Raw genomic sequence first — 26,271 nt, 5'->3', positions numbered from 1 at the left:
CCAATGAAGCAAACTGGCTTCGTTCAGAACCAGCTCACCCATACCAAACTGACTCTGAACCTATTCGCGGCACACTATCGTCAATCACCATTGCAAGCCGCAGCGATTCTGATAGGCATTGTGTTAGCGGTCACCTTGTTTGTCGCAGTGCAAGCCATCAACCTCAATGCCAAGCGCAGTTATGCAGAATCGACCGAGCAACTTAGCGCCCAAGCGCAGAACCTTATCATTCCACCAGCAGGGCAAAACTATTTGTCGGAATCGCTCTACTTCAGCTTAAGACAAAGCGGATTAAGCGCAGCACTGCCTGTTATAGAAGGGCGAGTAAGAGACGAGCAAGGTCGACGTTGGTCAGTTCAAGGCAGTGAGTTGATCGCCGCCCTCACTTCAAGATCTCGTCACGCTCGCGTCGACGAACAAAGCAACACTCAAACCAAAGAACCAAACATTTCCCTGTTCGACAACGCCTTACCTTTGCCGCAACTCTTAGCGGGTGAACCCATTGTGATGATGAGCCAATCTCAGCACCAGAGTTTGGACGAAGTAGACACACTCACTTTGGATGAAGTGCTCACCAAAGTCGTGGTATTGCCAGATGAATGGCAGCTCGGTAGCCGAATGTTGATGGATATTGGGTTCGCTCAGCAACTGCTTAACAAGCAAGGGCAACTGAGCTACATCGCTATTTTTGACACTAAGAGCGACACGAACAGCAATACTCAGGATAAATGGCAAAGCCTTATCGGCAAACAGGGGCAATGGATTTCCAACAACCAAAGCACGGATCTCGGTTCAATTACCGATAGCTTTCACCTCAACCTCACCGCCATGAGTTTGTTGGCGTTTTTGGTTGGCCTGTTCATCGCTTACAATGGCGTGAAGTACAGTTTGCTGAAACGTAATCGGCTGTTGGTGCAAATTCAACAAGCCGGGATTGCGCCAAGCATCGTATTTTCAGCTCTGCTAGTCGAGCTGGTTCTTTTAGTCACAATGGGCGCGTCGCTTGGTTCCATTCTCGGCATTCAACTCAGCCATTGGCTACACCCAACCGTCGCGATAACGCTTGAGCAACTTTATGGTGCAACACTGCTTCCCGGCACATGGCAGTGGCAATGGTTAGTGCAGGCACTGCTACTCACGCTGGCCGCAACGCTTGTCGCGTGTTGGCAGCACTTTAAACAGCGAGTGCGACAACCCCTCTCTTCCCATGGCGGTTTCTATCAAGCGCCGGAAACGTCTAACGAAAATCAGCTGTTTGTTATCGGGTCAGTATTAACCATTGTCGCGTTAGCAGGGTTATGGCTGAGCGAACATCATCGCTTCACCATAGCATGGCTCGGAGTGTTAGTGGTGTCGATTCCTTTGTACCTGCCCAAAACGCTAAGCGTGCTAGCGAACTGGAGCGAAAAACGCACCCAATCGGGGTTAATACAATATCTGTTTGCTGAGCTACGTGAACTTATTTCCCCTCTCTCCCTTGCCATGATGGCGTTGCTTCTCGCTGTCACCGCCAATATCGGAATGAATACCTTAGTCGGCAGCTTTGAATCCACGTTAAAGCAATGGCTTGAACAGCGCTTACATGCCGATATTTACGTTAGCCCTGCCCAAAGTGAAATCGCGAATGTGGAACGTGCGTTAGAGCAGTTTGAAAATGTTGAAACCGTTTATAAGCAATATTATGTCGATGATAACTTGCAGGGCTTACCTACTTTGCTCGGCACCAAAGACAAAGACACACTTGAGCAAACCATGGTATTTCAATCCCACCTTGATGATTTCTGGACGCGCTTTTACCAAGGTGAATTCGTGGCGATCAGCGAACCTACGGCAGTGAAGCTCGGCTTGCCGCTTGGAAGCCGACTCAAGCTCGACGCGATCCAAGACAAAGCGCTCATCGTCGGGGCGATTTTCCACGATTACGGCTCACCGAATGGCGAAGTGTTACTTGCACCTAATTTGTGGATCGAAAGCGGATTTACTGACTTACCCACCAGCTTGGGAATCAAAGTCTCTAGCGACCCACAAGTGGTATATGAACAGCTACGCCAACAACTCAATCTGCACCCAGGTCAGCTTTACAATCAAGCACAGATCAAATCGATCGCGTTGGATATATTCTCACAAACTTTTGCCATCACGCGGGCGCTTAATGGTGTCACATTAATGGTGGCGGTGATTGGGTTGTTCTGCGCCTGTTTCATGTTGCTCGATGCACGTAAAGCCGCCATTGCAAGGCTGTATGCACTCGGTGTTAGTCAGAAAAAATTGATGGCAATGGTGGTCGGGCAAATCGTTGTTCTGGTCGCCTTCACTCTGGTTATCGCGTTACCACTCGGCGCTATGGTCGGTTATGTGTTGACGGACATCGTTACCCTACGCGCCTTTGGTTGGAGCTTAAATTACGTATGGAATTGGAGTGATGCACTCAGCATCGCAACCATCACCATTTTAGTGGCTGTGATTGCGACCTTGATCCCACAGTGGCGTTTGGTCAGTAAACCCGTGGTATCCAGCTTGCAAAGTGAGGTGTTGTGATGAATCGATCAATGAGAGTTTTCGTTCTCACACTTGGCATCTTACTCCTTTTAGGGTGTGAGGAGTCCACTCAACCATCAGCTCAAAATATGGGTTCGATACTCGGTACTGAAACACAAACCGAGAATGAAACGGCAATCGATCAAGCGCAATTTTCTCCGGTAGTAAAAGGTATCGACATCACTTTCCCTGCCGACCATCAAGCGCACCCTGATTTTCGTCATGAATGGTGGTATTTAACCGCAAACTTGATTGATGAAAAAGGCAATACGTTAGGCGTGCAATGGACACAGTTTCGCTTTGCGGCTGCACCACAGGAACGTAGCAATAGAACCAAGGAAACTACGTGGCAAAGTCAGCAGATCTACATGGCACACAGCGCTGTCACCACTAAAGACAAACACTACGCCGATGAAAAGTGGTCACGTAACCAAGCAGAACTGGCAGGAGTAAGCGCTTCACCATTTCGTGTCTATCTTGATGACTGGCAATGGACGTCGACGACCGATGACCTGTTCCCAGCTACATTGGTCGCTAACTCGGGTCAATTTGGATACTCGCTTAAGTTAACCAACAACGCGCCTTATCAAAAGCAAGGCGAACAAGGCTACAGCACTAAAAGTAGCGATGGCAAAGTGGCTTCCTATTACTACAGCCAACCATTCATCGATGTATCGGGCGAAGTAACCATTGATGGCATCACGCATCAGGTGTCTGGTAAAGGTTGGATAGACAGAGAGTGGAGCTCTCAGTTTTTACTCGACTCACAACAAGGTTGGGATTGGTTTGCGCTAAGGCTGAGTGATGAAACCAGTTTGGTGGTATTTCAGCTTCGAAACTCAACAACAGGCAAAGCCAGTTATTCCCATGCGAAGTTGATGAATCAAGATGGCTCCGGCATCACGATTAAGCAGCAAGACATCAGCTTAACCGCCATCAAGCAAACTAAAATCGACGTGAGTGACTACCCAACAAAGTGGCAAGTTTCGATTCCAACTCAACAGATCGAACTGACCGTCTCGGCACTCAATCCAAATGCCAAAATGCCGCTGTCGGTTCCTTATTGGGAAGGGCCAATTGAAATCAAAGGTTCTCATTCTGGGTCTGGCTATATGGAGTTGACTGGGTATTAGATTGTGTATTAATACAGGTGGAATCTAACAACAAATACATCGCGATAACCATCAACTAAAACACTTTCAACCAAAACCTCCACCACGGAGGTTTTTTGTTATTCCATATGTTCTATTTACCTTAACGCCTGTTGAAAAATATCTAATTTAACCAAACACTGGGCTCCCCTAAAATACCAATCAAATGGTTAGAGGAGATAGAACATGCTTAGCTCAGTGCACAATGACGAACTCAACAGATACATCGAGAAACTAGACTTAAACCTTACCAAGGATCAGGTTCGTGAACTTGGTTGGCAGCAAAGTAATGAAGAGGTAGGAAAAGAAAAAACAGTATTAGGCTCGTGGTTTTTCTTTTCTTTCTTTGGCTTATGTACGTCTGCATGTCTTGCGCTGCTAATGTATATCTCATGAAGATAAACAAAACAATGACCACGTATAACCAGCATGGAACCTTCAATTGGTTCGAGGTCGACGGAGAAACGTACATACTGTTCAAAGTGGGCAGCAACAGTGCTCTATTGAACCAACACTATGAGGATGTCACCGAACAACAGAGCGAAATATATGGGCTGTTAGGGGCGATTCCATAAGCTCATACTGCACGTATTCACTTATGGTCTATCTATTCACTTGTGGTCTATCTACGCACTAACTAGCGCAAACATCCGTTCTTTTGGCAACAAGACCGAGCTACAACAAACGGTTCTTATACTGCTCTGGCGTTTGGTTCGCGTAACGTTTGAACATGGTGATAAATGGGCTTGCTTGGTTATAACCCAATGTAAGAGCGACCTCTTTAACCGATTGGCCGTTTCTCAACAAGTCCATTGAGTATAGGTAGCGCACTCGCAGTCGCCACTCGGTAAAGCTCATTCCAAGCTCGGTCTGGCAGTGGCGAGAAAGGGTTCTTTCCGTGGTGTGGACACGTTCAGCCCAATCTTTCAGCGTCACTTCATCGGTTGGGTTCTCTTCAACAGAAGCCAATATAGGCGCTAGATACTTATTATCGGTTGAAGGCAAGAAGTGGTGTTCAACCTCACGCTGCGCAAGTTGGTCAAGCAGTACCTGAACGAGCCTTTGGTCTTGCTCGGTTTCCGCAACATTGATCCCACGATCGCGAAAATCATCGATAATAGAAGACACAATCGGCGTGATCTTTATAAGGCTGGTTTTATCTGGCAGGTGTTGCGTGAGTTCTGGGGCGATATTTAGTGAACAGTAGTCCAAAGGCTTACGGTTATAACTGCAATGCATCACCCCGGCCGGTACCCAAATCGCTAGATGTGGTGGCGCTAGAAATCGAGTGCTTTCCGCTTCCATCTCTAATATACCACCACTGATCAATTGAACCTGTCCCCATGAGTGGCTATGAACTCGGGTTTCAGTGTTCGAAAGAAACGCTTCAAAATTCATAAATACGTTGGATGGTGCCTTATCAATTAATAAGGATGGATGAAGGTTTCTGGAGTGTTTTTTCAAACTTGTCTTCCTATCGCGCTTAATGTCTTTATAAAGATACTTGTAAGTATAACGACCTGTCAAACTAGCCGCACCAACTCATTCGCCACGGAATTCACATGCATTACCTATTACCATTTTTTACAGTCTGTATCTGGGGCGCCAATGCAATCGTCAACAAGCTTGCTGCAAGCACCATAGAACCTAGCGCAATGAGTTTTTACCGCTGGTTTTTTGCGATGTTAATTCTCACGCCTTTCTGTATTCGCCCAGTGATGAAACAGTGGGCTGTCATTAAGCCAAACTTATCGAAATTAGCGTTCCTCGGCTTTTTAGGCATGGTATTGAATCAATCTCTAGGTTACTACGCCGGCTTAACCACAACCGCTTCCAACATGGCATTGATCACGTCTTTAGTCCCGTTGATCAGTGTATTTTTAAGCGTCCCTTTGCTGCACAAGTCGATTTCTAGTTTGAGTATTGTGGGTGGTGTATTGTCGCTGTCAGGCTTAGCCCTGATGTTAGGTAAAGGCGATCCGTTATTCTTCATGCATCAAGAATTGACTCAAGGCGATGGCTATATGCTAATTGCAGCCTTTGTTTATGCTTCGTACTGTGTACTACTGAAACGCTGGAAAATGCCAATCAGTAGCTGGGTGGTGATATACATTCAGGGTCTGTTTGCTGTCGCGATGCTTACGCCACTTTGGCTTACCAGCGAACAACTTTTACCACCGCAACAAGCGCTCCCATTGATAGCTTACGCAGCGGTTGCCGCTTCGATTTTAGCGCCTTGGATGTGGGTGAAAGCGATTGACACCATTGGTGCTGACTCAAGCGCGATGTTCATGAACTTGCTTCCGGTTGTAGCGATCGTATTAGCCGCGACATGGCTTGGCGAAGAGATTAACCAGTTCCACATCATTGGTGGTGTGATGGTGATTTCAGGTGTCATCCTTGCTCAAATCAGAAGAAAACCAAGGCTTGAGGCTCCTCTCCCTCAACAAAGCTAAACGCATTACCCAACGCTCACATTAGGGTAAAAATTCAAACTCACGTTTCACACAGCAAATGAGAGTGGCTACTGTAATCCATACTATGATGAGCCCTTACAGCAAGCGAGTAAAACGGAAGATTAGTCTAAACGCTTTACTTTATATCAGCACGATGAGTCGTTACTCAACTATTCTTCAGCAGTTATACCTTTATATCATTACAATCACACACGATTAGTGCGAAATACACTAAAAGGCTTCCCAAACAATAATCCGAAAGGAAATATCTACGCGAAGGATCTATACTTTTTAAAACAGTAAAAGTGAGCTGATAAGAAAACAATAATCACTACCACTTTAGTGGTATCTGAGATACAGCCACTTTAACTAAACCAAATCAACAGCGGTTGGTTGGCTAACACAAAAAAGTACCGACATGAGTACCACACGGCTTAGAAACACCTAGCATTACGCTAGGTGTTTTTTTTGCAATCGACCTATCTAGTGACTTAATCAGTATTTCTATTCTCTTGCTTGATATCACTTCATCCATGTTTGCCATTCGCCTGATACGCCTTTAAGCACCAATATTCATCAACTGATCATCTGTTTGAAAAAAATAGTCTTAACCATGAGATTATCCGCTTTAACTTATGTCATCTTAAGTATATTGTTATTAGCAAGTAACAAGCATGTTACGCAGCAAAATAATAATGAAGGAAGATAGATGAGCAGTAGCAATAGCCGACAAGATGGTAAACGAGACGTTACTCTGCGTTTTTTAGCTGAACCCGGGGATGTGAACTTTGGTGGTAAAGTTCATGGTGGTGCAGCAATGAAGTGGATCGATTTAGCAGCCTACGCTTGTTCCGCAGGTTGGAGCGGTAAATACTGTATAACAGCCTATGCAGGCGGAATTCGATTCGTTGCCCCAATTCATGTAGGCAACCTTGTGGAAGTAAGTGCAAAGGTCATTTACACAGGTTCATCTTCAATGCATATCGCTATCGACGTGCAAGCAAGCGACCCTAAAGAGCTCAATAACCGCCTAACAACTCACTGTATCGTTATTATGGTCGCTGTCGATGAGAATGGTAATCCGACTAAAGTGCCAGAGTGGATACCAGAGACGCCAGAAGACATCGAATTACGAGATTCGGCTATTCGCCTAATGAACATGCGAAAACAGATTGGTGAAGAGATGGAAGCTCACGTGAAGTACCTTAAGTAAGGTCCACCAGCTGCCCTCCCCCTACAAAACCTTATTACAATGCCAAGCGCCTGCTTGGCATTGATCTATTTGATACCTTCGTGCTCTACACAGCCAAATCCGCTGCACACCCAATACAGACGATAAGAGCGTGATACCCAGCCAAAGGTTGAAATGAATCGGCACTTGTTCACTGATTTATTTTGACTGTAATAAAGTCGTCATTTTGCTCTGATTAAATACCGCCAATCATAATAGATGCATTTGAATTTCTTGGAGCCACTCTTGAGCGTCATACGCCCCACTCTTAGCGAGTCTACACTGAACAATTTAAAGGCTGTTGAGTACCAATGGGTTAGAACTTTGTACGTCGAAGGCTACGACAGCAATGAAATCAACCACTATATCCAAACGTGTTTCGGTGGAGATCCGACATTTGCCGATCTATTTCGTCGCGTGGCACTCGATCAAGAAAGTATCTATGTGTTGTTGCAACACTTAGGTTGTGCTCCTTCTAGTAAAGAGTTCTAACTTCTAAGTCCCACCAAAAACCAGAAGCATAAATAAACCTACCTCCATAACCCTCATGAATGTCACTTGAATATTCTGTAACTACCTCTCGCTTACCCATACATTTTCAGTGCAATTTCAGGTTTTGTTGCATACAAATCATTGAAGTATCACGCATTGGAATATTCACAACATATCAATAGTACAACAGCCACTTATACTGAGTGTCTGATTTGTGAGACTAGTTCATTTCTACAAGTAACCAAAATGAAGTGGTCGGTATTTAGGAGAGAAGTAACTCGAAACTTTGGGTTTTAAAGTAGATATGAGCGCGATAGTTAACGAGTAACGCTGACACAAAAAACAAAAAGTAGCAGGCATAAAAAAACCCAAGTAAATACCTGGGTTAGAGTTACAAAAACCACTAATCATTAATAGCGTAAGGAACCTGATTAGTAGCCAGCTATGCGTAACCTGAGGGTTATTTTTATTACTGATCGGCGGCCAAACCAAATGATGTAATAAAAATGCCAATATAGAGCGACCTAACGGTCGCTCTTTTTCTTTCTTATAGAGTACAGCTTATCCTTTTACACCACCTGCCGTCAAACCACCAACTAACCAACGTTGAGCAAGTAAGAACACGATAGTAATCGGAAGTGCTGATAGTACAGCCGCTGCCGCAAAGTCACCCCATAGGTAGTTCTGAGGGTATAGGTACTGCTGCATACCTACTGCTAGCGTGTAAGAGTTCACATCTGTAAGTAGGATAGACGCTACTGGCACCTCACCCACTGTCGCGATGAAAGATAGGATAAACACAACCGCTAGGATTGGTACAGACAGCGGTAGTAGAACCAGTCTGAATGCTTGCCAAGGCGTTGCACCATCAAGGGCTGCTGCCTCTTCCAGAGAGTTATCAATCGTTTCAAAGTAACCCTTAATCGTCCATACGTGCAGTGCAATACCACCAAGGTAAGAGAAGATTAGACCACCGTGTGTGTTCAAGCCTAAGAACGGAATGTATTGACCAAGTTTGTCAAACAGCGCGTAGATTGCTACTAGAGCCAATACTGCTGGGAACATTTGGAAAATCATCATCGCTTTCAGGATTGTGTTCTTACCTTTAAAGCGCATACGAGCGAACGCGTAAGCCGATGTCGTAGACAGTGTCACAATCAGAATCGATGTGATACCTGCAACCTTCACTGAGTTCCATAACCAAGTTAGCACAGGGAACGGAGGTGACGTTACCGAGCCATCTGCGTTCGTTACTGACATACCCAATGCTAACTTCCAGTGTTCCAATGATGGGTTATCTGGAATCAAACTACCGGTTGCGAAGTTACCTTCACGGAACGAGATCGCGATGATCATCAGTAGTGGGAAGATAATCATTGCCAAGAAGCACCACAACACTGCATGCGTTGCCCACACTCGGTATTTAAGGCCTTTACCTTGTACCATAGCCATTGTCGTGCTCCTTAATCTTGAGACAGTTTAGTGAAACGAAGGTTTAGTAACGCTAGTGCACCAACCAATAGGAAGATAAGCGTTGCGATAGCACTTGCTAGACCGAAGTCTTGACCGCCGCCGCCTTCGAATGCAATTCGGTACGTGTAGCTTACAAGCAAGTCTGTGTAACCCGCTGGCTCAGAAGTACCAATCATGTTCGGGCCACCGTTCGTCAATAGTTGAATCATTACGAAGTTGTTGAAGTTAAAGGCAAACGCTGCAATCAATAGCGGTGTAAGCGGTTTAATCATCAATGGGAACGTAATGCGCTTGAAGTTATCAAGGAAGTTCGCACCATCGATTGCTGACGCTTCGTATAAATCATCAGGAATCGCTTTAAGCAGACCCATACATAGAATCATCATGTAAGGGAAACCTAGCCATGTGTTAACCATCAACACCATGGTTTTCGCTAAGATAGGGTCTGAGAACCAGTTCGGGCTTAAGCCGAAGATATTCTCGAGCACCATGTTGATCTCACCAAAGCTTTGGTTGAATAGACCCTTAAAGATAAGAATCGAGATAAACGCGGGTACGGCGTAAGGCAGAATCAGTAGAACACGATAAATAGAACGACCTTTCAACTCTTCCCATTGCACGATGTTAGCCAATACAAGGCCGATAACTAGCGTGAACGCTACGGTACATACCGAGAAGATAACCGTCCAAATAAAGATGCTGATAAACGGTTCTTTAATGCCGTCATCTTTCCATACACGCTCAAAGTTATGCGTACCAATGCTAACCACGAAACCTGGAGAGATGGTATTACCCGTAAACTCACCATTTGCATCAACAGGCTGGTAGAAACCCACATCCATATTTGGCTTGAGAACTTCACCCGTTTCATTGTTGATTAACGTTTCTTCATCGTCTTGTAGCGTGTAAAGCGGAGCAACAGAAGCAAACTTACGTAAGCCACTCATGCGGATGTCACCACCGTCAGGTAGATTGAAATCAACACCACTGATTGCTGCTCGGTTTTGAATGATCGCTTTGATCTTCTCTTTTTCACCTTGCGCAGACTCAATAACAGATAGGTCCATCTCTGTTTCTGTCATATTGTCTAGAGAAAATACGTCAGTCGCTAACAGTTGATCGCCATCTTTTACAACGATCTGGTGACCGTCATCTGTCTTGTACAAAGTAAATGGGTAGCTCTCACCGCTTTGGAAAGAACGGTCTAAAAGAACGGTTTGAGTACGCTCTAGAGAAAGTTGGTTTTTCGCGCTGTAGTTAGTAAACGCAAGCCCTACGGTGTATGCCAATGGGAAAAGAATGAACAAGATCATTCCGGCAATACCTGGGTAAATATAACGGTGGGCGTAAGTTTTTTTACTACCAAAAATGTAAAGTGCCAAAGCCGTTAAGATCACTGTAAGCAGCGCAAAAGCGAGCTCACCGCGAGAATACATTAGAATTGTAGCGTAGCCGTTTATTAAGCCAACGCTACCAAGCAACCCCCATTTAATGAAGACGCTTTTACTGCCTGGAAGGCTTGATGGTGCTGGGATAGCATCTGTACCTTGAACTGACTGCATAGAGGAACCTGCTAGCGATATAGATAAAAAATAGAAAAGTAAGGAGAGGTTACCCTCTCCTTAAAAGGTAGTGCCTGGGTGTTACTTAACCATACGACCTTCAGCAGCTTTTAGTGCTTGGTCTACTGATTGACGGCCGTCAACTACGTTGCCGATCGCTTCTTCCATGCTGTACCAGAATGTTGTGAACTGAGGGATGTTAGGCATGATTTCACCGTTCATCGCGTTGTCCATTGTTGCTGCAATACGAGTATCGCTGTCTAGTTGACGTTGGAAAGAGTTAAGAGCAACAGCGCCTAGTGGCTTGTCGTCGTTCAGGCTCTTCATACCTTCATCTGTTAGTAGGTAGTTTTCCATGAACTCAACAGCTAGGTCGCGGTTTGGAGACGCAGTGCTGATACCACCTGCCCATACACCAACGAAAGGTTTAGACGCTTTACCGTTGAACTTAGGTAAAGTTGTTACGCCGTAATCTACGCCAGCTTTCTTGATGTTTTCCCAACCCCAAGGGCCGTTGATTGTCATTGCAACGTTACCTGCAACGAATTCAGACTCAGCTACTGAGTAATCCATGTCTGCAGAGATAACTTTGTCTTGTACCATCTTCTCGATGAAACCTAGAGACTTCTGAACACCGTCAGTCGCTACGCCCGCATCTTTAATGTCGTAACCTTCTGCAGTCTGTTTGAATGCGTAACCGCCGTCAGCTGCAAGTAAAGGCCATGTGAAGTAAGCGCCGCCACGTAGAGGCCACATGATCGCTTTCTTGCCGTCTTTTTTAAGTTCAGCATCAAGTGCTGGGATTTCTTCCCAAGACTTAGGTGGGTTAGGAACAAGCGCTTTGTTGTAAATTAGCGAAACTGACTCAACAGCAACAGGGTATGCGATTGTTTTACCTTCGTATGAAACAGCGTCCCATGCGAAGTCTACGATACCTTCTTTAGTTTCTTTAGAAGGTTTGATATCAACAAGAAGTCCCGCTTCTGCATAGCCGCCAAAACGGTCATGTGCGTAGAAGATCATGTCTGGGCCATCGCCAGCTGCTGCTACTTGAGGGAATTTTTCTTCTAGCTTGTCAGGGAAAGCGACGGTTACTTTAACACCAGTATCTTCTTCGAAGCGTTTACCTACTTCAGCCATGCCTTCATAAGCTTTGTCACCACCTACCCAGATTGTTAGTTGTCCTTCTTCGATAGCAGCATTTGCACCAAAAGAACCCAGAGCAACTATTGTACCTAGAGCTACAGCGCTTAGAGCGTTTTTCATGTGAATATCCTTTTTATATTTATACGTAGGGCACATCTACCAAGACGAGCCAGTTTTCGGAGGTTATGATCTGAGAAAACAGACCCTAGCTCATCATCCTAGCCACTACGCCCTAGCTATTATGGCTTAAATTCGTGATCGCCATCCGGTCAGATTAGAGACTGCAATCACAAAACGTATACTCATCGTGATCAACATCACCGTTACGCGGTGGATTTATTTGAACTGGATCGCCAATTATTAATAACCCCATTTATCTACTCCTCCCCTCCTACTCCCCCTAGTTAATTTTCCATTAGGAGGATGTACCCTTACGCCAATTCACCGAAACTGCATTCATCCAAGAGTGGATAGTAAGAACCCTTTACCGGCAAGTGTTATGCGTTGACGCATTATTCATTTAGTTGGCTTCACTGCCCGCTGGTGTCTTATATTAGCATCGAGCTAAATCTGTGATTGAATCACGGGGGAGGTTTAGCTGGATGTGGGGGAAATGGGCATCAGTTTGGCTATGACGGGTGGGCTTGGTTAAAGAAGCCAAGTCTCACCCACTTTTTTCTTACTCACTCAATACTTACCAATTCCTACAGTTACTGCTGACCCAAAAATTTCTTATAATGATAAGCAGTAAAACTTAAAATTTGATCGATCGAGGACAAGCTAGATGGCGAGTGTCACGTTAAAAAACGTTTATAAATCATATGGTGATGTACAGATTTCTAAGGACGTAACCTTAGACATCAACGAAGGTGAATTCGTAGTATTCGTTGGACCATCAGGTTGTGGTAAATCGACGCTATTACGTTGTATCGCAGGTCTAGAAGACATTACGTCTGGTGATTTGTACATTGGCGACCAACGCATGAATGACGTTGAACCGTCAAAGCGTGGCGTAGGTATGGTATTCCAGTCTTATGCGCTTTACCCTCACCTTAACCTATACGACAACATGTCTTTCGGTCTTAAGCTAGCAAACGCAAATAAAGCTGAGATCGACAAACGCGTTGAACATGCTGCAGAAATCCTTCAGCTTGGTCACCTTCTTGAGCGCCAACCTAAAGCGCTTTCTGGTGGTCAACGTCAACGTGTTGCGATTGGTCGTACTCTGGTTTCTCAACCAAACGTATTCCTACTTGATGAGCCTTTATCAAACCTAGATGCCGCGCTACGTGTTCAAATGCGTTCGCAAATCACCAAGCTACAGCGTCAACTGGGTTGTACCATGATCTACGTTACCCACGACCAAGTGGAAGCGATGACAATGGCGGATAAGATCGTTGTTCTGGATGGTGGTTATGTATCTCAAGTCGGTAAGCCGCTTGACCTTTACCACTACCCTCAAAACCGTTTCGTTGCTGGCTTTATTGGCTCACCGAAGATGAACTTCATGTCGGTACACATTGAACAAGCTGAAGCAGAACGCGTATTGGTACAACTTTCTAATGGCATGACTTTCTGGATCCCTGTTGACGGGACGACTGTCAATGCTGGCGATCGTATGTCTCTGGGTATTCGCCCTGAACACTTGATGTCTGCTGAATCAGGTGACGCGACGATTGAAGCTGACGTGATGATGGTAGAGAAACTAGGTAACGAAACTCAGGTTTACCTAAACCTTGAAAGTGCCGATGCTGATGTTATCTATCGCCAGCCAGACACGTTGAAAATCGAATCAGGTGACAAGTTGGCGATTGGTATTCCAGCGCACCGTTGTCACCTGTTCCACAGCGATGGCCGCGCATGTCGTCGTTTGTACAAAGAATACGGCACAGACTAATCGCTTAGCCTTTTAGGATATAACTTGCCCATATCGAATCCCTCTTACTCAGTAAGGGGGATTTTTTTATGTGCTGGATATTTTTATGTGTTGGATACGAGTTTCACTTACATTGAATAGTTCATGAGTCAGCCACTCGGTCTTTCGCTAGCGGCAATAAAAAAGGTCTAGCAAGCGCTAGACCTTTATCTGTTAGTTAGGCTATGAACCCAACCGCTAATATCACTTCTTTCAGACATGAAACCTGTCTAAATCAACTTAGTGAATTGGCGTATCATTCTGTTTGTTGAACTGGCCAAAATGCTTCTCTAACACTTCAGGAGTCAGTTTGCCTTCCGCCTCTAGTCGCTTGAACTCAGCAACAATTGCTTTTTGCTCTTCAAGTGATGGCAGTTTCACCTCAGGCTCATCGCCCATCTCTTGAGTCATCTGCTCTAGTTCTTTTTCAAAATCGCTCATGATACTTACCTAAATATTAAACCTAACGAGATTTTACTCATTTACGCCCTATGATGCTAGGGTGATTAAAAGCAAAGCCCGAAACCAGATCAAGCTAAAGGCAGTTAGAGGCAAATTAGCGTACTAATAAAAAGAGCCGGATTAACGATGAAATGACCCCAGCTCTTCGTCTATATCCCTTTCTAAGTCATGTTACAGCTTGAAAGAATTAAAGCTTAAATGAACCAACCATCTTATCTAGACGAGACGATAGATCACGAAGCTCTTGGCTCGCTTCAGCAAGTTGCTCAGCCGTGCCCGTTGTCACTTCGTTGATTGCGTTAATCTCTTCAATGTTCTGGTTGATGGTGTGAACTACGGTTGATTGCTCTTCCGTTGCCGTTGCCACTTGAGTGTTACGGTCTGTGATATCAACGATACGGTCTGAAATGCCACTCAGCACGTCTACCGCTTCATCCGAAGCCGATACACCTTCAAGGGTAATCACCTTACCCGCACTCATTGCCGTTACCGCATCTTTAGCATCGCTTTGCAGTTGGTTGATCATCTTTTGAATCTCTTCCGTTGAATCTGCGGTACGGCTTGCTAGGTTACGTACTTCATCCGCTACAACCGCAAAACCACGACCTTGCTCACCAGCACGGGCGGCTTCAATTGCAGCGTTTAATGCGAGTAAGTTAGTTTGCTCTGAAATATCACGAATAACACCCAGAATAGAACCGATGTCTTGAGTTGTAGAAGCCAGTTGCTCTACTACCTGACCCGTGCTTTCAATATCTTGCGCCAAACGACTGATCGCGTCTTTTGCTTTGTTCACCACAGAGCGGCCTACTTCCGTATTGCCTGAAGCTTGAGTTGCCGTTTCTGCTGCGGTTGCCGCGTTCGATGCAATCTCGCTGATGGTCATACCCATTTGGTTAATTGCAGCCACCACTTGAAGCGTTTGGTCGCGCTGTTCTTGGCTGTTGTCGTGGGTGATGTGAGCTTTATTCGAAACACTCTCTGCAGCCACTTGAAGCGCTTGGCTTGTCGAACACACCTCTTTCATCGACTCGTGAATCTTTTCAATGAATCCGTTGAAGCCTTTTGAAAGCTGTGCAATTTCATCGTTGCCTTTCACTTCGATACGCTGTGCAAGGTCACCGTCGCCTTCACCTAAGTCGCCGAAACGCTTAGCCAAAAGCTTGATCGGTTGAGTAATGCTGTTCGCCAGAACTACGCCCATTAGGATAAACACTAATGCCACAACCGCAGTCATGATCAGCATCTTCTGCGCTGTCGCATCTAACTCTGCAAACACTTCACCAGTCGGAACGACACCAATAACAAACCAGTCCATTGAAGACACATACAAGCTCGCCACGAACAGCTCTTGGCCTTGGCTTTCAGTGGTAATCAGGTTAAAACCCGACTTGTTCAGTAGTTGGCTTGCTTGAGGACCGTAAAGTTGTTGAAGTGAAGAGTCACTGCGAGAACGCTCACGGTGAATTTGAACATCACCTTGGCTATCGGTTAAGAATACGAAGCCTGTATTTTCAATCTTAAAGCCATTGAGTAAGTTAACCATGTCATCCATCGATTTTGATAGACCAGACATCGCCAAACCAGAAGGCTGCTGATAGTTAGCAAACATCTTCACTTCGCCATTCGCTTCTTGGAACATGCTCACCATGGTCGGCTGTCCAGATTGCGTAAAGCCAAAGAACCAACCATCTTGTTGTTGGTTTAGCTGACGTAAGAAACCATCTTGATTCCAGTAGTAAGCTGTTTGACGGTTCGCTACCGAGGCATCGTTCAACTGATATTGGTTGCGAACATTGTTCAGTTGTTTAACCAGCTTATTCTCTAGCGCGGCATCGCGCTCGGTCGATTCGATAGCATCAGAAATAAATTCATTTGAAGCAATTTGCTCCGCCGCTAGTAATAGCTGAGAGACTTCTCGGTCAATTTCACCATTGATTCGCTCTAGCATTCCTGGAAGTTCAATATCGATCAATCGATGACTTAATACATCTCTTGCTTGTTGTTGTGCCATTGCGCCGACAATCACTGTCGATGCAAGAACCGCAAAGGTAATTCCAAGTACAACTTTTTGCTTGATACTCAGAGAGTTAGTTTTAAACATATTTGGACCTTTAAAAAGAATCGCTCGTTATTGGTATACCCTGAACAGGACTTTTTTAGTGCACTCCAACAAGCAATGCACAATCTGAGTGATGTATCGGCCACAACCAATAAAACTAGAGACTTTCTTCTCAAAAAACTGCAAATATGATGTAACAATTAGAAATATTCACCTTGAGCATGAATTAACTAAGCAAATACCGCATTGTCGAGAGTCAATTTTAGTTCTCACCCCCTGAGACCCAACCGAACTCAAACCACTCCCCACCGCCGAGCTTTTGTATATAAAAACCAATTGATATAGTAATAATCACAACCTAACGATTTTTTTAGCTAACCACTTGTAAATATTTCCAATTTTGAAAAAATAAATTACGCAAATGTACTGGAACTTTTTCCTCGAAATCAGTGACCAATACTCAAAATAAAAATCAAATGGATACCCAGAGAGTCCAAAATGCACAAAACAAATTTCGAAGTCCTTCAAAACTATCTAGAGTCTCAAATCATTGGTCAAAAAGAGCTCGTTAAGCAACTGATGATCGCCCTTTTAGCGGATGGTCATATCCTCGTTGAAGGACCTCCCGGCTTAGCAAAAACTCGCGCAGTAAAATCATTGGCTGATTGTGTTGAGGGTCACTTCCACCGCATTCAATTCACTCCCGATCTGTTACCTGCTGATTTGACGGGTACCGACATCTTCCGTCCTGAGACTGGGGAGTTCACTTTCCAATCAGGCCCGATTTTCAACTCGCTGATTCTAGCGGATGAGATCAACCGAGCTCCGGCGAAAGTTCAAGCGGCAATGCTGGAAGCAATGGCAGAGAAACAAGTAACTGCCGGTCGAAAAACCTATGCGCTGCCTGAGTTGTTCTTGGTAATGGCAACACAGAACCCAATTGAACAAGAAGGGACTTACCCGCTACCGGAAGCTCAGTTAGACCGATTCTTGCTTCACCTAGAGGTTGAATACCCAGATATGGAAAGCGAGCTTGAGATCTTACGACTCAACCGTGGTGAGGCTCAAGGTAACGAATCAGCTCAGCCACAACAGATATCTCAGCAAACGATCTTTGAAGCGCGCCAAGAAGTGCTCAACATTCACATGGCAGACACCATTGAGCAGTACATCATCAGACTGGTTATGGCGACTCGCCAACCTAAGCAATACAGTGACCAACTTGATCAATGGTTAGACATGGGTGTCAGCCCGCGTGCAACCATTGCGTTAGACCGTTGTGCCCGCGCTCACGCTTGGCTTGCAGGACGAGATTACGTCACGCCACAAGACGTTCAAGCGATGGCATTCCCTGTGTTACGCCACCGTCTACTGCGCAGCTACCACGCACAAGCTGAAGGTGTCACCGCAAACCAAGTGATCGCACACCTTATTTCATTGGTTGGCAGCGCATAGGGATACGCGCATGAATAATCAACTACCCAACCATAGTGACGGTGTCACGTTAAACCTGGACGAACTTCTGCAATACAAAGCGCAGTCTGTTCGCTGGTTGCCTCCCGCCAAGAGCCTTTGGTCACAGCTTAACGGCCAACACGAGAGCAACCGTAAAGGTCGCGGGATGAATTTCTCTGAAGTTCGTCAATATCAAGCGGGAGATGACATTCGCAGCATTGATTGGCGTGTAACAGCCAGAACGGGCAAAGCGCATACCAAACTTTTCTCTGAAGAACGAGAACAGCCTGTCATTTTATTCTTGGATCTATCAAGCAGTATGATTTTCGGCTCAACCTTGTTGCTGAAATCGGTTCAACTTGCACACTTTGCTAGCCAACTGTGCTGGCTTACTGTGGCTCAAAAAGATCGAATTGGCGCGGTGATCGATACTGGCAAAGAGGTCATTGAGATTAAGCCAAGTGCAAGCAACCATGCTCCACTGCGTATTTTGCAAAAAGTCATAGAAATCAATAATGCAGCGCTGACTCATCACGACAATCATAATGACACAACCTTAGAGCATGGGCTGAAATCTCTGCACCAGCTTTGCCCTAAAGGAAGCGATATTATTATGCTCAGTGACTTTGTGCGTTACCAAGAAAGTGACTACTCACTTATCAGTCAAATTCGCCGACACAACAGAGTACGTCTTGTGCATTTCTACGACCCGCTAGAGCAAGGTGAAACCACCTATAAAGGCTCTAAACAGGTCACCGATGGCAGCAAAACTCAATGGTTTAATTTCTCTTCTAATAAAGAAAAGCAAAAGCTTAACCATGCTTTTTCGCTTAAGAAACAGCAGCTGCAACAGATGGGGTTATCTCTCGCGATACCTTATAGCTCGCTGTCGAGTGCGCAGTCACTCATGAGCCAGATATCAGGAGCTCAGTCATGAAACAGCCCTTAGATTTAAGTCCGGTTATTGCGCCAGATGCACCGACTTGGTGGCCTTTGGCGTGGGGTTGGTGGGCAGTGGTTATCACAGCCATTGCCCTGATTGCTTTGGTGTTTTTCATTCTAAAACGTAGAAAAAACAATCAACAGGCGAAGCAAGAAGCACTGTCTTACTTTAGCAATAGTCAGTCCCAAGATGGTTTGTCTCCGAGCAAAGCACAACGCATCCTTCGTCAAGCAGCACTGAGCTATTTCCCTCGTGAAAAAATTGCAGGTTTGTCTGGTGATGATTGGTTGAAGTTCTTAGATGCGCAATTGGCGAAGCCGTTATTTGTAGCAAAACAATCCCAGTGGCAACAAGCGCTCTATCAAGATGTAGCCCTAATGAACGACGAACAGAAAAAGGCTCAACAGCAATTGGTTAATGATTGCGAAACTTGGCTTCGCAAAGCACTTCCTCCAAAGCGAGGTCGTTATGAGTGATTTTCTAAGCACTATGTTTCTAAGCAGGGACTTGCTAAACATCGAGTTCGTTTGGTGGTGGATGTTCTTCATCGCGCCACTGCCGTTGCTCGTTTACTTGTTCTCACCAAAGTCAGAATCGAGCAATGCCCTAAGGCTTCCATTTCTGCCAGAAGACAGCAATACCAAAACACCGAGCAGTCGCTTACCAAAGGCGTTGTCCGTGATTATCTGGCTTCTGCTGGTTACGGCGAGCGCACGCCCTGTATGGTATGGCGAACCGGTGGAGTTTCAGCCGAAGCATCGTGATTTAATGTTAGTTGTCGACCTCTCCTATTCGATGAGCCAAGAAGACATGCAGTTCAATGGCGAATACATCGACCGCTTGTCGGCGGTGAAACGCGTATTGAGTGACTTTATTGAGCGACGAAAAGGCGACCGAGTCGGATTGGTACTATTTGCTGATCACGCCTACTTGCAGACCCCGCTTACGCTAGATAGAGATACGCTTTCACAACAGCTCAATCAAGCGGTGTTAAAGCTGATTGGTACTCAAACAGCGATTGGTGATGGTATTGGTCTTGCCACCAAAACCTTTGTCGATAGCGATGCGCCCCAACGTGTAATGATTCTACTCAGCGACGGCAGTAATACCGCCGGGGTATTAGACCCATTAGAAGCGGCGGATATTGCAAAGAAATACGACGCAACGATTTACACCGTGGGTGTCGGTGCAGGCGAGATGATGGTCAAAGAGTTCTTCATGACGCGCAAAGTCAATACTGCTCAAGACTTGGATGAACGTACACTAATAGAAATTGCCAAACGCACCGGCGGTCAGTACTTCCGAGCGCGTGACAGCAAAGAGTTAGCGACGATTTACGACACCATTAACCAGTTAGAGCCCGTGACGAACGCCACTAAGATCTGGCGACCGCAACAAGAGTGGTTTGTATGGCCACTGTCGGCGGCAATGTTCTTCGCATTTATGCTGTTAGCCATTAGGAGAAACAATGTCTAACTTTACTTTTATCTACCCATATTGGTTCTTGGCGCTTGTCGTGCTGCCCGCTATTTGGTGGCTGAGCAAGACACAATCTAAGCAAGGATTACTCGCGTCACACATCGCGCGATACTTGGCACCAGAATCGAGTAAGCCATCGAAAAATCGCAGTACTTACTTCGGAATTTGGTGGCTGGTCGGCGTTATTGCATTAGCTGGACCAAGCTTCGAGAAAAACGAACAGCCGAGCTTTGAAAAAACGCAGGCACGAGTTGTGATCATGGATATGTCGATGTCTATGTATGCCACCGACATTAAGCCGAATCGCTTAACTCAAGCGCGATACAAGGCTCTGGATCTGCTTTCATTGTGGAAAGAAGGGCTAACAGGCATGGTGGCGTATGCTGGGGATGCTTACACCATTAGCCCGCTAACGTCAGACATCAACACCATCAAAAACCTAGTGCCTAACCTATCGCCAGATATCATGCCTTATCAAGGTGGTGATGCCGCATCAGCCGTTAAGCTTGCGATTGATATGATGACTCGCGCGAAGATCTATCAAGGTGATTTGGTATTGATTGCTGATGACATCGATGACCAAGAGCAGAAGCAGATCGACTCCCTACTCTCTGGCAACGATTGGACATTGTCGATTCTAGCTGTAGGGAGTGAAAACGGTGCGCCAATCTCGTTACCTACGGGGTCGATGCTGCAAAGCGACTCAGGACAAACCGTGGTGGCAAGAACCAACTTGAAGAACATGCGCGAGCTTACACGCAGCTCTGGTGGCACGTTCACTGAAGTTCAATTTGATAACTCAGATGTTGAACACATCGCGAGCTACCTCGACCGCGTTGCAACAACATCGGAAGTAACCAAGACCAAGAACTCACTCAACACCAGAGTGAACAACGGTTTCTGGTTACTGCCTTTGCTATTACTTCCGGCACTTGGATTATTCAGGAAAGGGGTTATTTGGTGTGCCTTAGCTGGAGTTATCTCTTTTAGCCAACCAAATACTGCGTTTGCGAACCCGTGGAAAACCAATGATCAAGTAGGCTATCAGCTGTATCAGGACGAGGACTTCCAACAAGCTGCTGAACAGTTCACCCAACAAGAGTGGAAAGGCATTGCTCAATACAAAGCCGGTGATTTCGAAGCCGCAGAGCAGACGCTGCAAGAGCTTTCTAGTGAAGATGCTCGCTACAACCTTGCTAACGCTCAAGCCCAACAAGGTAAGTACGACCAAGCGATCCAAGAGTATCAACGTATTCTTGAAAGCAACCCTGAACATGCTTATGCGAAGAAGAACCTAGAGATTGTCGAACAGGCTCAGAAGCAACAGCAACAGCAACAGCAACAGCAACAGCAACAGCAACAGCAACAGCAAGGCGATTCTGACTCCAAAGACCAGAAAGACCAAAATCAGCAAGGTCAGCAAGGTCAGCAAGGTCAGCAAGGTCAGCAAGGTCAGCAAGGTCAGCAAAATGATTCTTCGCAAAGCTCTCAGGATCAACAACAAAGCTCCGCTGACAATGGCAAGTCGCAAGATCAAAGCAGTAACCAAGATCAACGCGGTAGCCAAGACCAAAACTCATCTCAAGGCCAACCTGAAAATCACTCTGACTCTGAAAAGTCTAAACAAGACGACAAGCAAGCCACGCAACAAAGTAACAGTGATCAGCCGAAACAGAGTGACCAAGAAGGCGCTACACCTCAAAGTGCTAGCGCACAACAAGCTTCAAAAGAAGATGGTGAGCAAAGTAGTCAGCAAGCTGTAGCACAAACCTCAGATCAACCTCTGTCGAGCGACCCTGACATGCGAAAACTTGAGCAAGTAGAAAGCGCCCGTGACCCGAGCCAACTGCTTAAAGCGCAAATGATTTTACAAGCACGACAAAAAAGTGCTCCTAACAACCAGAACAAAAAGTGGTAACCATGCGATTTTTAAACAAGCCATTTTTATCCGTACTCCTAACATTGTTGTTGGGAGCTTTCTCGTCCTTCTCAGTATTGGCTGCAAACGCCGTGGCGAGCGTTTCACATAACAGTGTCACCAAAGATGAAGTGTTCCTTCTTAGAGTTGCAACCGATGAAAAGGTCTCCTCTGATGCTCTAGATCTAACAGCGCTCCAGCAGGATTTCTATGTTGGCACACCAAACTTTGGGTCTTCGATGCGAATCGTCAATGGCAGCCGTTCGGTATCAAGTGAATGGAACATTAGCCTTGCTCCACTGCGTTTGGGTAAGTTGCAAATCCCGAGTTTTGATATTGAAGGGGCAAAAACCAAGCCTATCACCATCAATGTTGCAATTAACAAAGCCGCTCCAACTCAACATGATATGGCAGAGTTCCAGCTTAATCTCAGCAAGAACTCGCTGTACCCAGAAGAAGTGGCTGAGCTTGATGTAAAACTCATCATCAAAGCTGACCCAAGAAGGCTGCAAGATCCTAAAATTGCGCCACCGAGCTCGCCGGGCTTAGATGTGGAACCTATTGGTGAATCGAAGCAATTTCAAGATGTTCTCAATGGACAAGAGGTGACGGTAGTTCAACAGTCTTTCCGTATCTCTTCACAAAAGGCCGGACAGTTTAAGCTGAATGGACCGAAGCTGAATGGAGCCGTTGTTTACTCAACCAACAACTCCAGTACAACGCGTCTGTTCCAGCTCGACACGCCCGTTGAAATCTTAGATGTAACTGTGAAGGACGTACCAAAAGGCTACCAAGGTGAGTGGTTACCAACATCAAACTTCAAACTGATTCAACAATGGTCAGATAGCCAAGGCAATCAACTGGGAAATAGTAATGGTTTAGAAGGCGACAACCAAACCATTGAAATGGAAGCGGGTGATTCGTTAACTCGTACCATCACGATGACGGCTAGCAACTTAACGCAACACCAGCTGCCAAAACTGAATATCACCTACCCTATTTCGGTACGTGTTTATGAAGAGAAGCCGCAATTTGGCACAACTCAGTCAGGTGATTCTGTCGTTGTTTACAAGCAAGTCTTGATTCCGAAAGAGGCAGGAAACATCTCGCTTCCTGATGTGTCTCAAGCTTGGTTTAACACCGATTTGCAATCAGAACAAACCAGCAAAGCGCAGGGGCTAGAGTTAGCGGTAAAAGCAAGTGATCGCGCAGCGTCAAGCACTCCACCAGTTACTGCTACGCCCGCCCAACAAGTAAGCCCGACGGTTGTTACTGTGGATAGCCCAGGGATCTGGCCTTATCTCACCGCCCTATTTGCAGCTTTGTGGCTAATCAGCTCAGCATTGGCATTCTACTTCTGGTCACGCCGCGGTGTAACGACAAAACCAACACACACTGTTGAACGTCAATCAGATACCGCAGAAGCGCTTATTGAAGCTCTAAGAACGAAAGATGGCGTGATGACCAGAACCTTATTTGAGCAATGGAAATCCGAAAATACAGATCTAAGTGATGAGACGTTACAAACCGTTGAAGCCGAACTCACCAAGCTAAACCAAAGCCTTTATGGTGAAGCCGGTTCACCAGCCCAAACATGGAGCCCTGAGCTGGCAATCAAAACGGTGAAGAAGCCCAAGAGAGTTGCGAGTAAAAAGCATAATAGTTCGCTAGAAAATCTTTAGTCGACGCTGTTCATCAAGAACAGTAAAACACAAAGGCCGTTGATCATCTTGAGATCAACGGCCTTTATTTTAAGAAAGAGAGGCTGTGACTTTTTTACGTTTTAAGGCAGAAACAATTCGATTTCGCCCCGAGTCTTTGGCTTGATACAAGGCTTTATCTGCCTTGCCATACAACAAATCAAAATCGAACTGATGCTGGTCAGACGTTATCGAGGCATAGCCAACGGATGCCGTTAAATATGGGCTGGTACTACTTTCACAATGCAGGATTTTTGCCTCTTCAATGCATTTTCTAATCGACTCTGCACGTTGCTTTGTCTCTGAGTGATTCGTGCCAATCATCAACAACATAAACTCCTCTCCGCCAATCCGGCAGAAGGTTTCTTTATCATTGTGAACATGGGCATTCAGTATCTCACCTACCGTCCTCAGAGCCGCATCCCCTTCAGTATGACCATAGACACTGTTGTACAAACCAAAGTGGTCGAGGTCGACAAGAATCAAGCCAAATGTAATTTCATTCTGTAAGGCAAAGGCACCTTGATCGTCACCGTTCAAGTCTTCTAGAACCTGCGACAACATACGGCGGTTTCCAAGGCGCGTAAGAGGATCTAGCTTAGAAATGATATCCAATTGCTCATTCGCCAACTCTAGCTCTTGGGTACGCTTACTGACTTCTTGCTCCAATGTTTCATTGAGCTTTTTCAGTTCTTCTTGAGCCATGGTTCTTTGCAGCACCTCAGCAAGGCTCGAAGCAAAGATACGTATTACCTCACGAAGCTGTGAGGTTAAAGGACTGCGAGTTAATAGGTTATCAGCAGCGATAAACGCAATCGGCTCACCCGTATTGGTGGTGAGCATGGTCATTGCCGTCCAACCGACTCCCACAATATTGAAATCGTGATAGATAGGAACTGATTCTTCAAAGGCAACTTGATTAGGGCAAGCACGAGCTGCGGCTACAATGTCACGTTCCACCAGCTCAGAGCGATAATAGGACTCATCGACAATATCGCCTTTGATGTCAGTGCCCCAAGTACCTTGCATGTAACTGCACTTTTTGTCTGTTAGGAAAACAGCCAGTCGATCGATACCTAGATGTTGAATCGCAAAACTAACCGCGGACTTACAGACTTCACTGACGCTATCGCATCGAGACAGCTCAACCATACTCGAGTGCAACATACGTATGTTCTGCTCTTGGCGCTTGCGAATATAGATTTGAGAAAGCAAAGAGCCAAAAGACTCAAGCATCTGCTTTTGATAGTTAGTAATCGGTGAGCGATGAATGTAGTTATCCATGGCGATCCAGCCGACAGGTTTGTCGCCTTCACGCAAGATAAGCATGCCATTCCACCCCTGCCCGACCACCTTACCTTCTGTATACAGGGGCGCATTATCGATGATGACTAGATTAGTATGGTTATCAGACAGCGCTTCAATGTATTCCGCTTCAAGTTGGTGCAAATCGTATTGAGTGTGGTGTTCACTGTTGGTTTTACCCGCTTCGTCAGTGCCATAAGTGCCGCTGAAACAACGCTTTTTCATATCAAGCAACATGAAGATCGCACGATCAAACCCTAACCTGTCTCGCACAGCCTCAACCGATGCTTTATACAAAGCATCGAGTGACTCAGGGTTAGAAAGCTCAAGCGCGACCTGATGAACCAGCTTCATGTTCTCTACAAACAGCTCACGTAACTTTATCTCATCTAAGTATTGAGCTTCACGTGTGTCTCTGTGTTTGATTTCTAGCGCCGCGTTCTTTTCGGCACGAATACATTGCCAACGGGCAGCCGCGAGCTGTAACACATCAAGATCTTGGTCAAAGGTTTGATTAACCTTCTCAGCATTGCAATTTTGAACAATTAAATAAGTTCTGGAGGCAGGTGCGTTGTCGAGCATCATGATAAACGACTCCCCACCAAGCACTTTCATGTGTTCCCACTTGCAGGTGTTGATAGCCATTGGCAAAACCCCGTCTGCGGTATCAAACTGTGAGACCCACGGCCAAAATGTAGAGGGGTAGCTCGCCAATGAGGTTAGGTCGCCATAAGAAAAAAGCGGTAATGCGTCGCTCTCCGGCGTCGGTTCAGCAAATATTCCTATCCCTTTTGGAGTAAGTACCTTAACCAGATAGTCAAAAAGAGACTCAGCCAACAGACGATGGTCGCGTGTCGCAGATATTTGTTTTGCAAAGGCTTTAACAGGCACAGCTTCCTTCCATTGGCGATTAAGAATAAAGCAAAAATACAGAAGGCTTGATATGCAATCAATGTAAGTAAAAATGAGATGTTAAGCGGGTC

General features: G+C 45.6%; 21 protein-coding genes and 1 pseudogene. 15 read left to right on the top strand and 7 right to left on the bottom strand.

Going from position 1 to position 26,271, the window contains the following annotated elements; translation table 11 throughout:
- Nucleotides 1-3: 3 nt before the first annotated feature.
- The 4 genes from AB6D93_RS08905 (at nt 4) to AB6D93_RS08890 (ending at nt 4,264) form a co-directional block, all read left to right on the top strand.
- Nucleotides 4-2,538: an ABC transporter permease gene (locus tag AB6D93_RS08905; protein WP_102332712.1), complete on the top strand. Its 2,535-nt coding sequence runs from the start codon at nt 4-6 to the stop codon at nt 2,536-2,538.
- A complete protein-coding gene (locus tag AB6D93_RS08900) occupies nt 2,538-3,671 on the top strand; it encodes a lipocalin-like domain-containing protein (protein ID WP_102332713.1) in 1,134 nt (377 codons plus the stop codon). The genes AB6D93_RS08905 and AB6D93_RS08900 overlap by 1 nt, the downstream gene beginning before the upstream one ends.
- A gap of 204 nt (nt 3,672-3,875) precedes the next feature.
- Nucleotides 3,876-4,085, top strand: coding sequence for a hypothetical protein (locus AB6D93_RS08895; protein ID WP_048609786.1), 210 nt, complete (start codon nt 3,876-3,878; stop codon nt 4,083-4,085).
- Nucleotides 4,082-4,264: a hypothetical protein gene (locus tag AB6D93_RS08890; RefSeq protein ID WP_017060054.1), complete on the top strand. Its 183-nt coding sequence runs from the start codon at nt 4,082-4,084 to the stop codon at nt 4,262-4,264. The genes AB6D93_RS08895 and AB6D93_RS08890 overlap by 4 nt, the downstream gene beginning before the upstream one ends.
- Before the next feature lie 100 nt (nt 4,265-4,364).
- On the opposite strand, the gene AB6D93_RS08885 is transcribed toward AB6D93_RS08890, so the two are convergent.
- Nucleotides 4,365-5,153: a helix-turn-helix domain-containing protein gene (locus AB6D93_RS08885; RefSeq protein ID WP_029235520.1), complete on the bottom strand. Its 789-nt coding sequence runs from the start codon at nt 5,151-5,153 to the stop codon at nt 4,365-4,367.
- 98 nt (nt 5,154-5,251) lie between these two features.
- Between AB6D93_RS08885 and AB6D93_RS08880 the strand changes: the two genes are divergently transcribed.
- The 4 genes and pseudogenes from AB6D93_RS08880 (at nt 5,252) to AB6D93_RS08865 (ending at nt 7,868) form a co-directional block, all read left to right on the top strand.
- Nucleotides 5,252-6,145: a DMT family transporter gene (locus AB6D93_RS08880; RefSeq protein ID WP_017064264.1), complete on the top strand. Its 894-nt coding sequence runs from the start codon at nt 5,252-5,254 to the stop codon at nt 6,143-6,145.
- A gap of 48 nt (nt 6,146-6,193) precedes the next feature.
- Nucleotides 6,194-6,448: pseudogene (locus tag AB6D93_RS08875) on the top strand (peptide ABC transporter substrate-binding protein); the annotation flags it as partial.
- A 406-nt stretch (nt 6,449-6,854) separates the two neighbouring features.
- Complete coding sequence (locus AB6D93_RS08870; RefSeq protein WP_019822926.1) at nt 6,855-7,358, top strand: acyl-CoA thioesterase; 504 nt, start codon at nt 6,855-6,857, stop codon at nt 7,356-7,358.
- 237 nt (nt 7,359-7,595) lie between these two features.
- Nucleotides 7,596-7,868 (top strand): hypothetical protein, encoded by a 273-nt coding sequence (locus tag AB6D93_RS08865; protein WP_019822928.1) that lies wholly within the window; start codon nt 7,596-7,598, stop codon nt 7,866-7,868.
- Nucleotides 7,869-8,429: 561 nt separating this feature from the next.
- On the opposite strand, the gene malG is transcribed toward AB6D93_RS08865, so the two are convergent.
- The 3 genes from malG to malE form a co-directional block, all read right to left on the bottom strand.
- Nucleotides 8,430-9,320, bottom strand: a complete 891-nt coding sequence (gene malG, locus AB6D93_RS08860) for a maltose ABC transporter permease MalG (RefSeq protein WP_017060050.1) — start codon at nt 9,318-9,320, stop codon at nt 8,430-8,432.
- Between the two features lie 11 nt (nt 9,321-9,331).
- Nucleotides 9,332-10,903, bottom strand: coding sequence for a maltose ABC transporter permease MalF (gene malF / locus AB6D93_RS08855; RefSeq protein ID WP_017060049.1), 1,572 nt, complete (start codon nt 10,901-10,903; stop codon nt 9,332-9,334).
- Between the two features lie 81 nt (nt 10,904-10,984).
- Entirely contained in the window at nt 10,985-12,169 is a 1,185-nt protein-coding gene (gene malE / locus AB6D93_RS08850; protein WP_017060048.1) for a maltose/maltodextrin ABC transporter substrate-binding protein MalE, read from the bottom strand.
- Nucleotides 12,170-12,833: 664 nt separating this feature from the next.
- On the opposite strand from malE, the gene malK reads away from it, so the two are divergent.
- The gene (malK, locus tag AB6D93_RS08845; RefSeq protein ID WP_017060047.1) at nt 12,834-13,946 is read left to right on the top strand and encodes a maltose/maltodextrin ABC transporter ATP-binding protein MalK; all 1,113 of its coding nucleotides are present in this window, start codon (nt 12,834-12,836) and stop codon (nt 13,944-13,946) included.
- A 258-nt stretch (nt 13,947-14,204) separates the two neighbouring features.
- Here the strand turns inward: malK and AB6D93_RS08840 are convergent, their stop codons facing one another.
- Complete coding sequence (locus tag AB6D93_RS08840) at nt 14,205-14,405, bottom strand: hypothetical protein (protein WP_010431457.1); 201 nt, start codon at nt 14,403-14,405, stop codon at nt 14,205-14,207.
- 208 nt (nt 14,406-14,613) lie between these two features.
- Nucleotides 14,614-16,530 carry a methyl-accepting chemotaxis protein gene (locus AB6D93_RS08835; RefSeq protein WP_102332714.1) on the bottom strand — a complete coding sequence of 639 codons (1,917 nt, stop codon included), beginning with the start codon at nt 16,528-16,530 and terminating at the stop codon, nt 14,614-14,616.
- A 456-nt stretch (nt 16,531-16,986) separates the two neighbouring features.
- Here AB6D93_RS08835 and AB6D93_RS08830 point away from each other — a divergent pair, with 456 nt between their 5' ends.
- Genes AB6D93_RS08830 through AB6D93_RS08805 form a run of 6 tightly spaced genes read left to right on the top strand, consistent with a single transcriptional unit; the run spans nt 16,987 to nt 23,965 of the window.
- Nucleotides 16,987-17,943 (top strand): MoxR family ATPase, encoded by a 957-nt coding sequence (locus AB6D93_RS08830; protein WP_017064262.1) that lies wholly within the window; start codon nt 16,987-16,989, stop codon nt 17,941-17,943.
- A gap of 10 nt (nt 17,944-17,953) precedes the next feature.
- Nucleotides 17,954-18,880 (top strand): DUF58 domain-containing protein, encoded by a 927-nt coding sequence (locus tag AB6D93_RS08825; RefSeq protein WP_017065688.1) that lies wholly within the window; start codon nt 17,954-17,956, stop codon nt 18,878-18,880.
- Nucleotides 18,877-19,362, top strand: a complete 486-nt coding sequence (locus tag AB6D93_RS08820) for a DUF4381 domain-containing protein (RefSeq protein WP_102332715.1) — start codon at nt 18,877-18,879, stop codon at nt 19,360-19,362. The genes AB6D93_RS08825 and AB6D93_RS08820 overlap by 4 nt, the downstream gene beginning before the upstream one ends.
- Nucleotides 19,355-20,362: a VWA domain-containing protein gene (locus tag AB6D93_RS08815; protein ID WP_017065686.1), complete on the top strand. Its 1,008-nt coding sequence runs from the start codon at nt 19,355-19,357 to the stop codon at nt 20,360-20,362. The genes AB6D93_RS08820 and AB6D93_RS08815 overlap by 8 nt, the downstream gene beginning before the upstream one ends.
- On the top strand, nt 20,355-22,283 hold the full coding sequence (locus tag AB6D93_RS08810; RefSeq protein WP_372139328.1) for a VWA domain-containing protein: 1,929 nt from the start codon (nt 20,355-20,357) through the stop codon (nt 22,281-22,283). The genes AB6D93_RS08815 and AB6D93_RS08810 overlap by 8 nt, the downstream gene beginning before the upstream one ends.
- 2 nt (nt 22,284-22,285) lie before the next feature.
- Entirely contained in the window at nt 22,286-23,965 is a 1,680-nt protein-coding gene (locus tag AB6D93_RS08805; protein ID WP_102332717.1) for a BatD family protein, read from the top strand.
- Nucleotides 23,966-24,034: 69 nt separating this feature from the next.
- Here the strand turns inward: AB6D93_RS08805 and AB6D93_RS08800 are convergent, their stop codons facing one another.
- Nucleotides 24,035-26,179: a GGDEF domain-containing protein gene (locus AB6D93_RS08800; RefSeq protein WP_017064257.1), complete on the bottom strand. Its 2,145-nt coding sequence runs from the start codon at nt 26,177-26,179 to the stop codon at nt 24,035-24,037.
- Nucleotides 26,180-26,271 lie beyond the last annotated feature (92 nt).

It is taken from the genome of Vibrio sp. 10N.247.310.23, assembly GCF_041467155.1.
Lineage (GTDB): Bacteria > Pseudomonadota > Gammaproteobacteria > Enterobacterales > Vibrionaceae > Vibrio > Vibrio crassostreae_C.
This window is presented reverse-complemented; position numbering and strand designations above follow the sequence as displayed.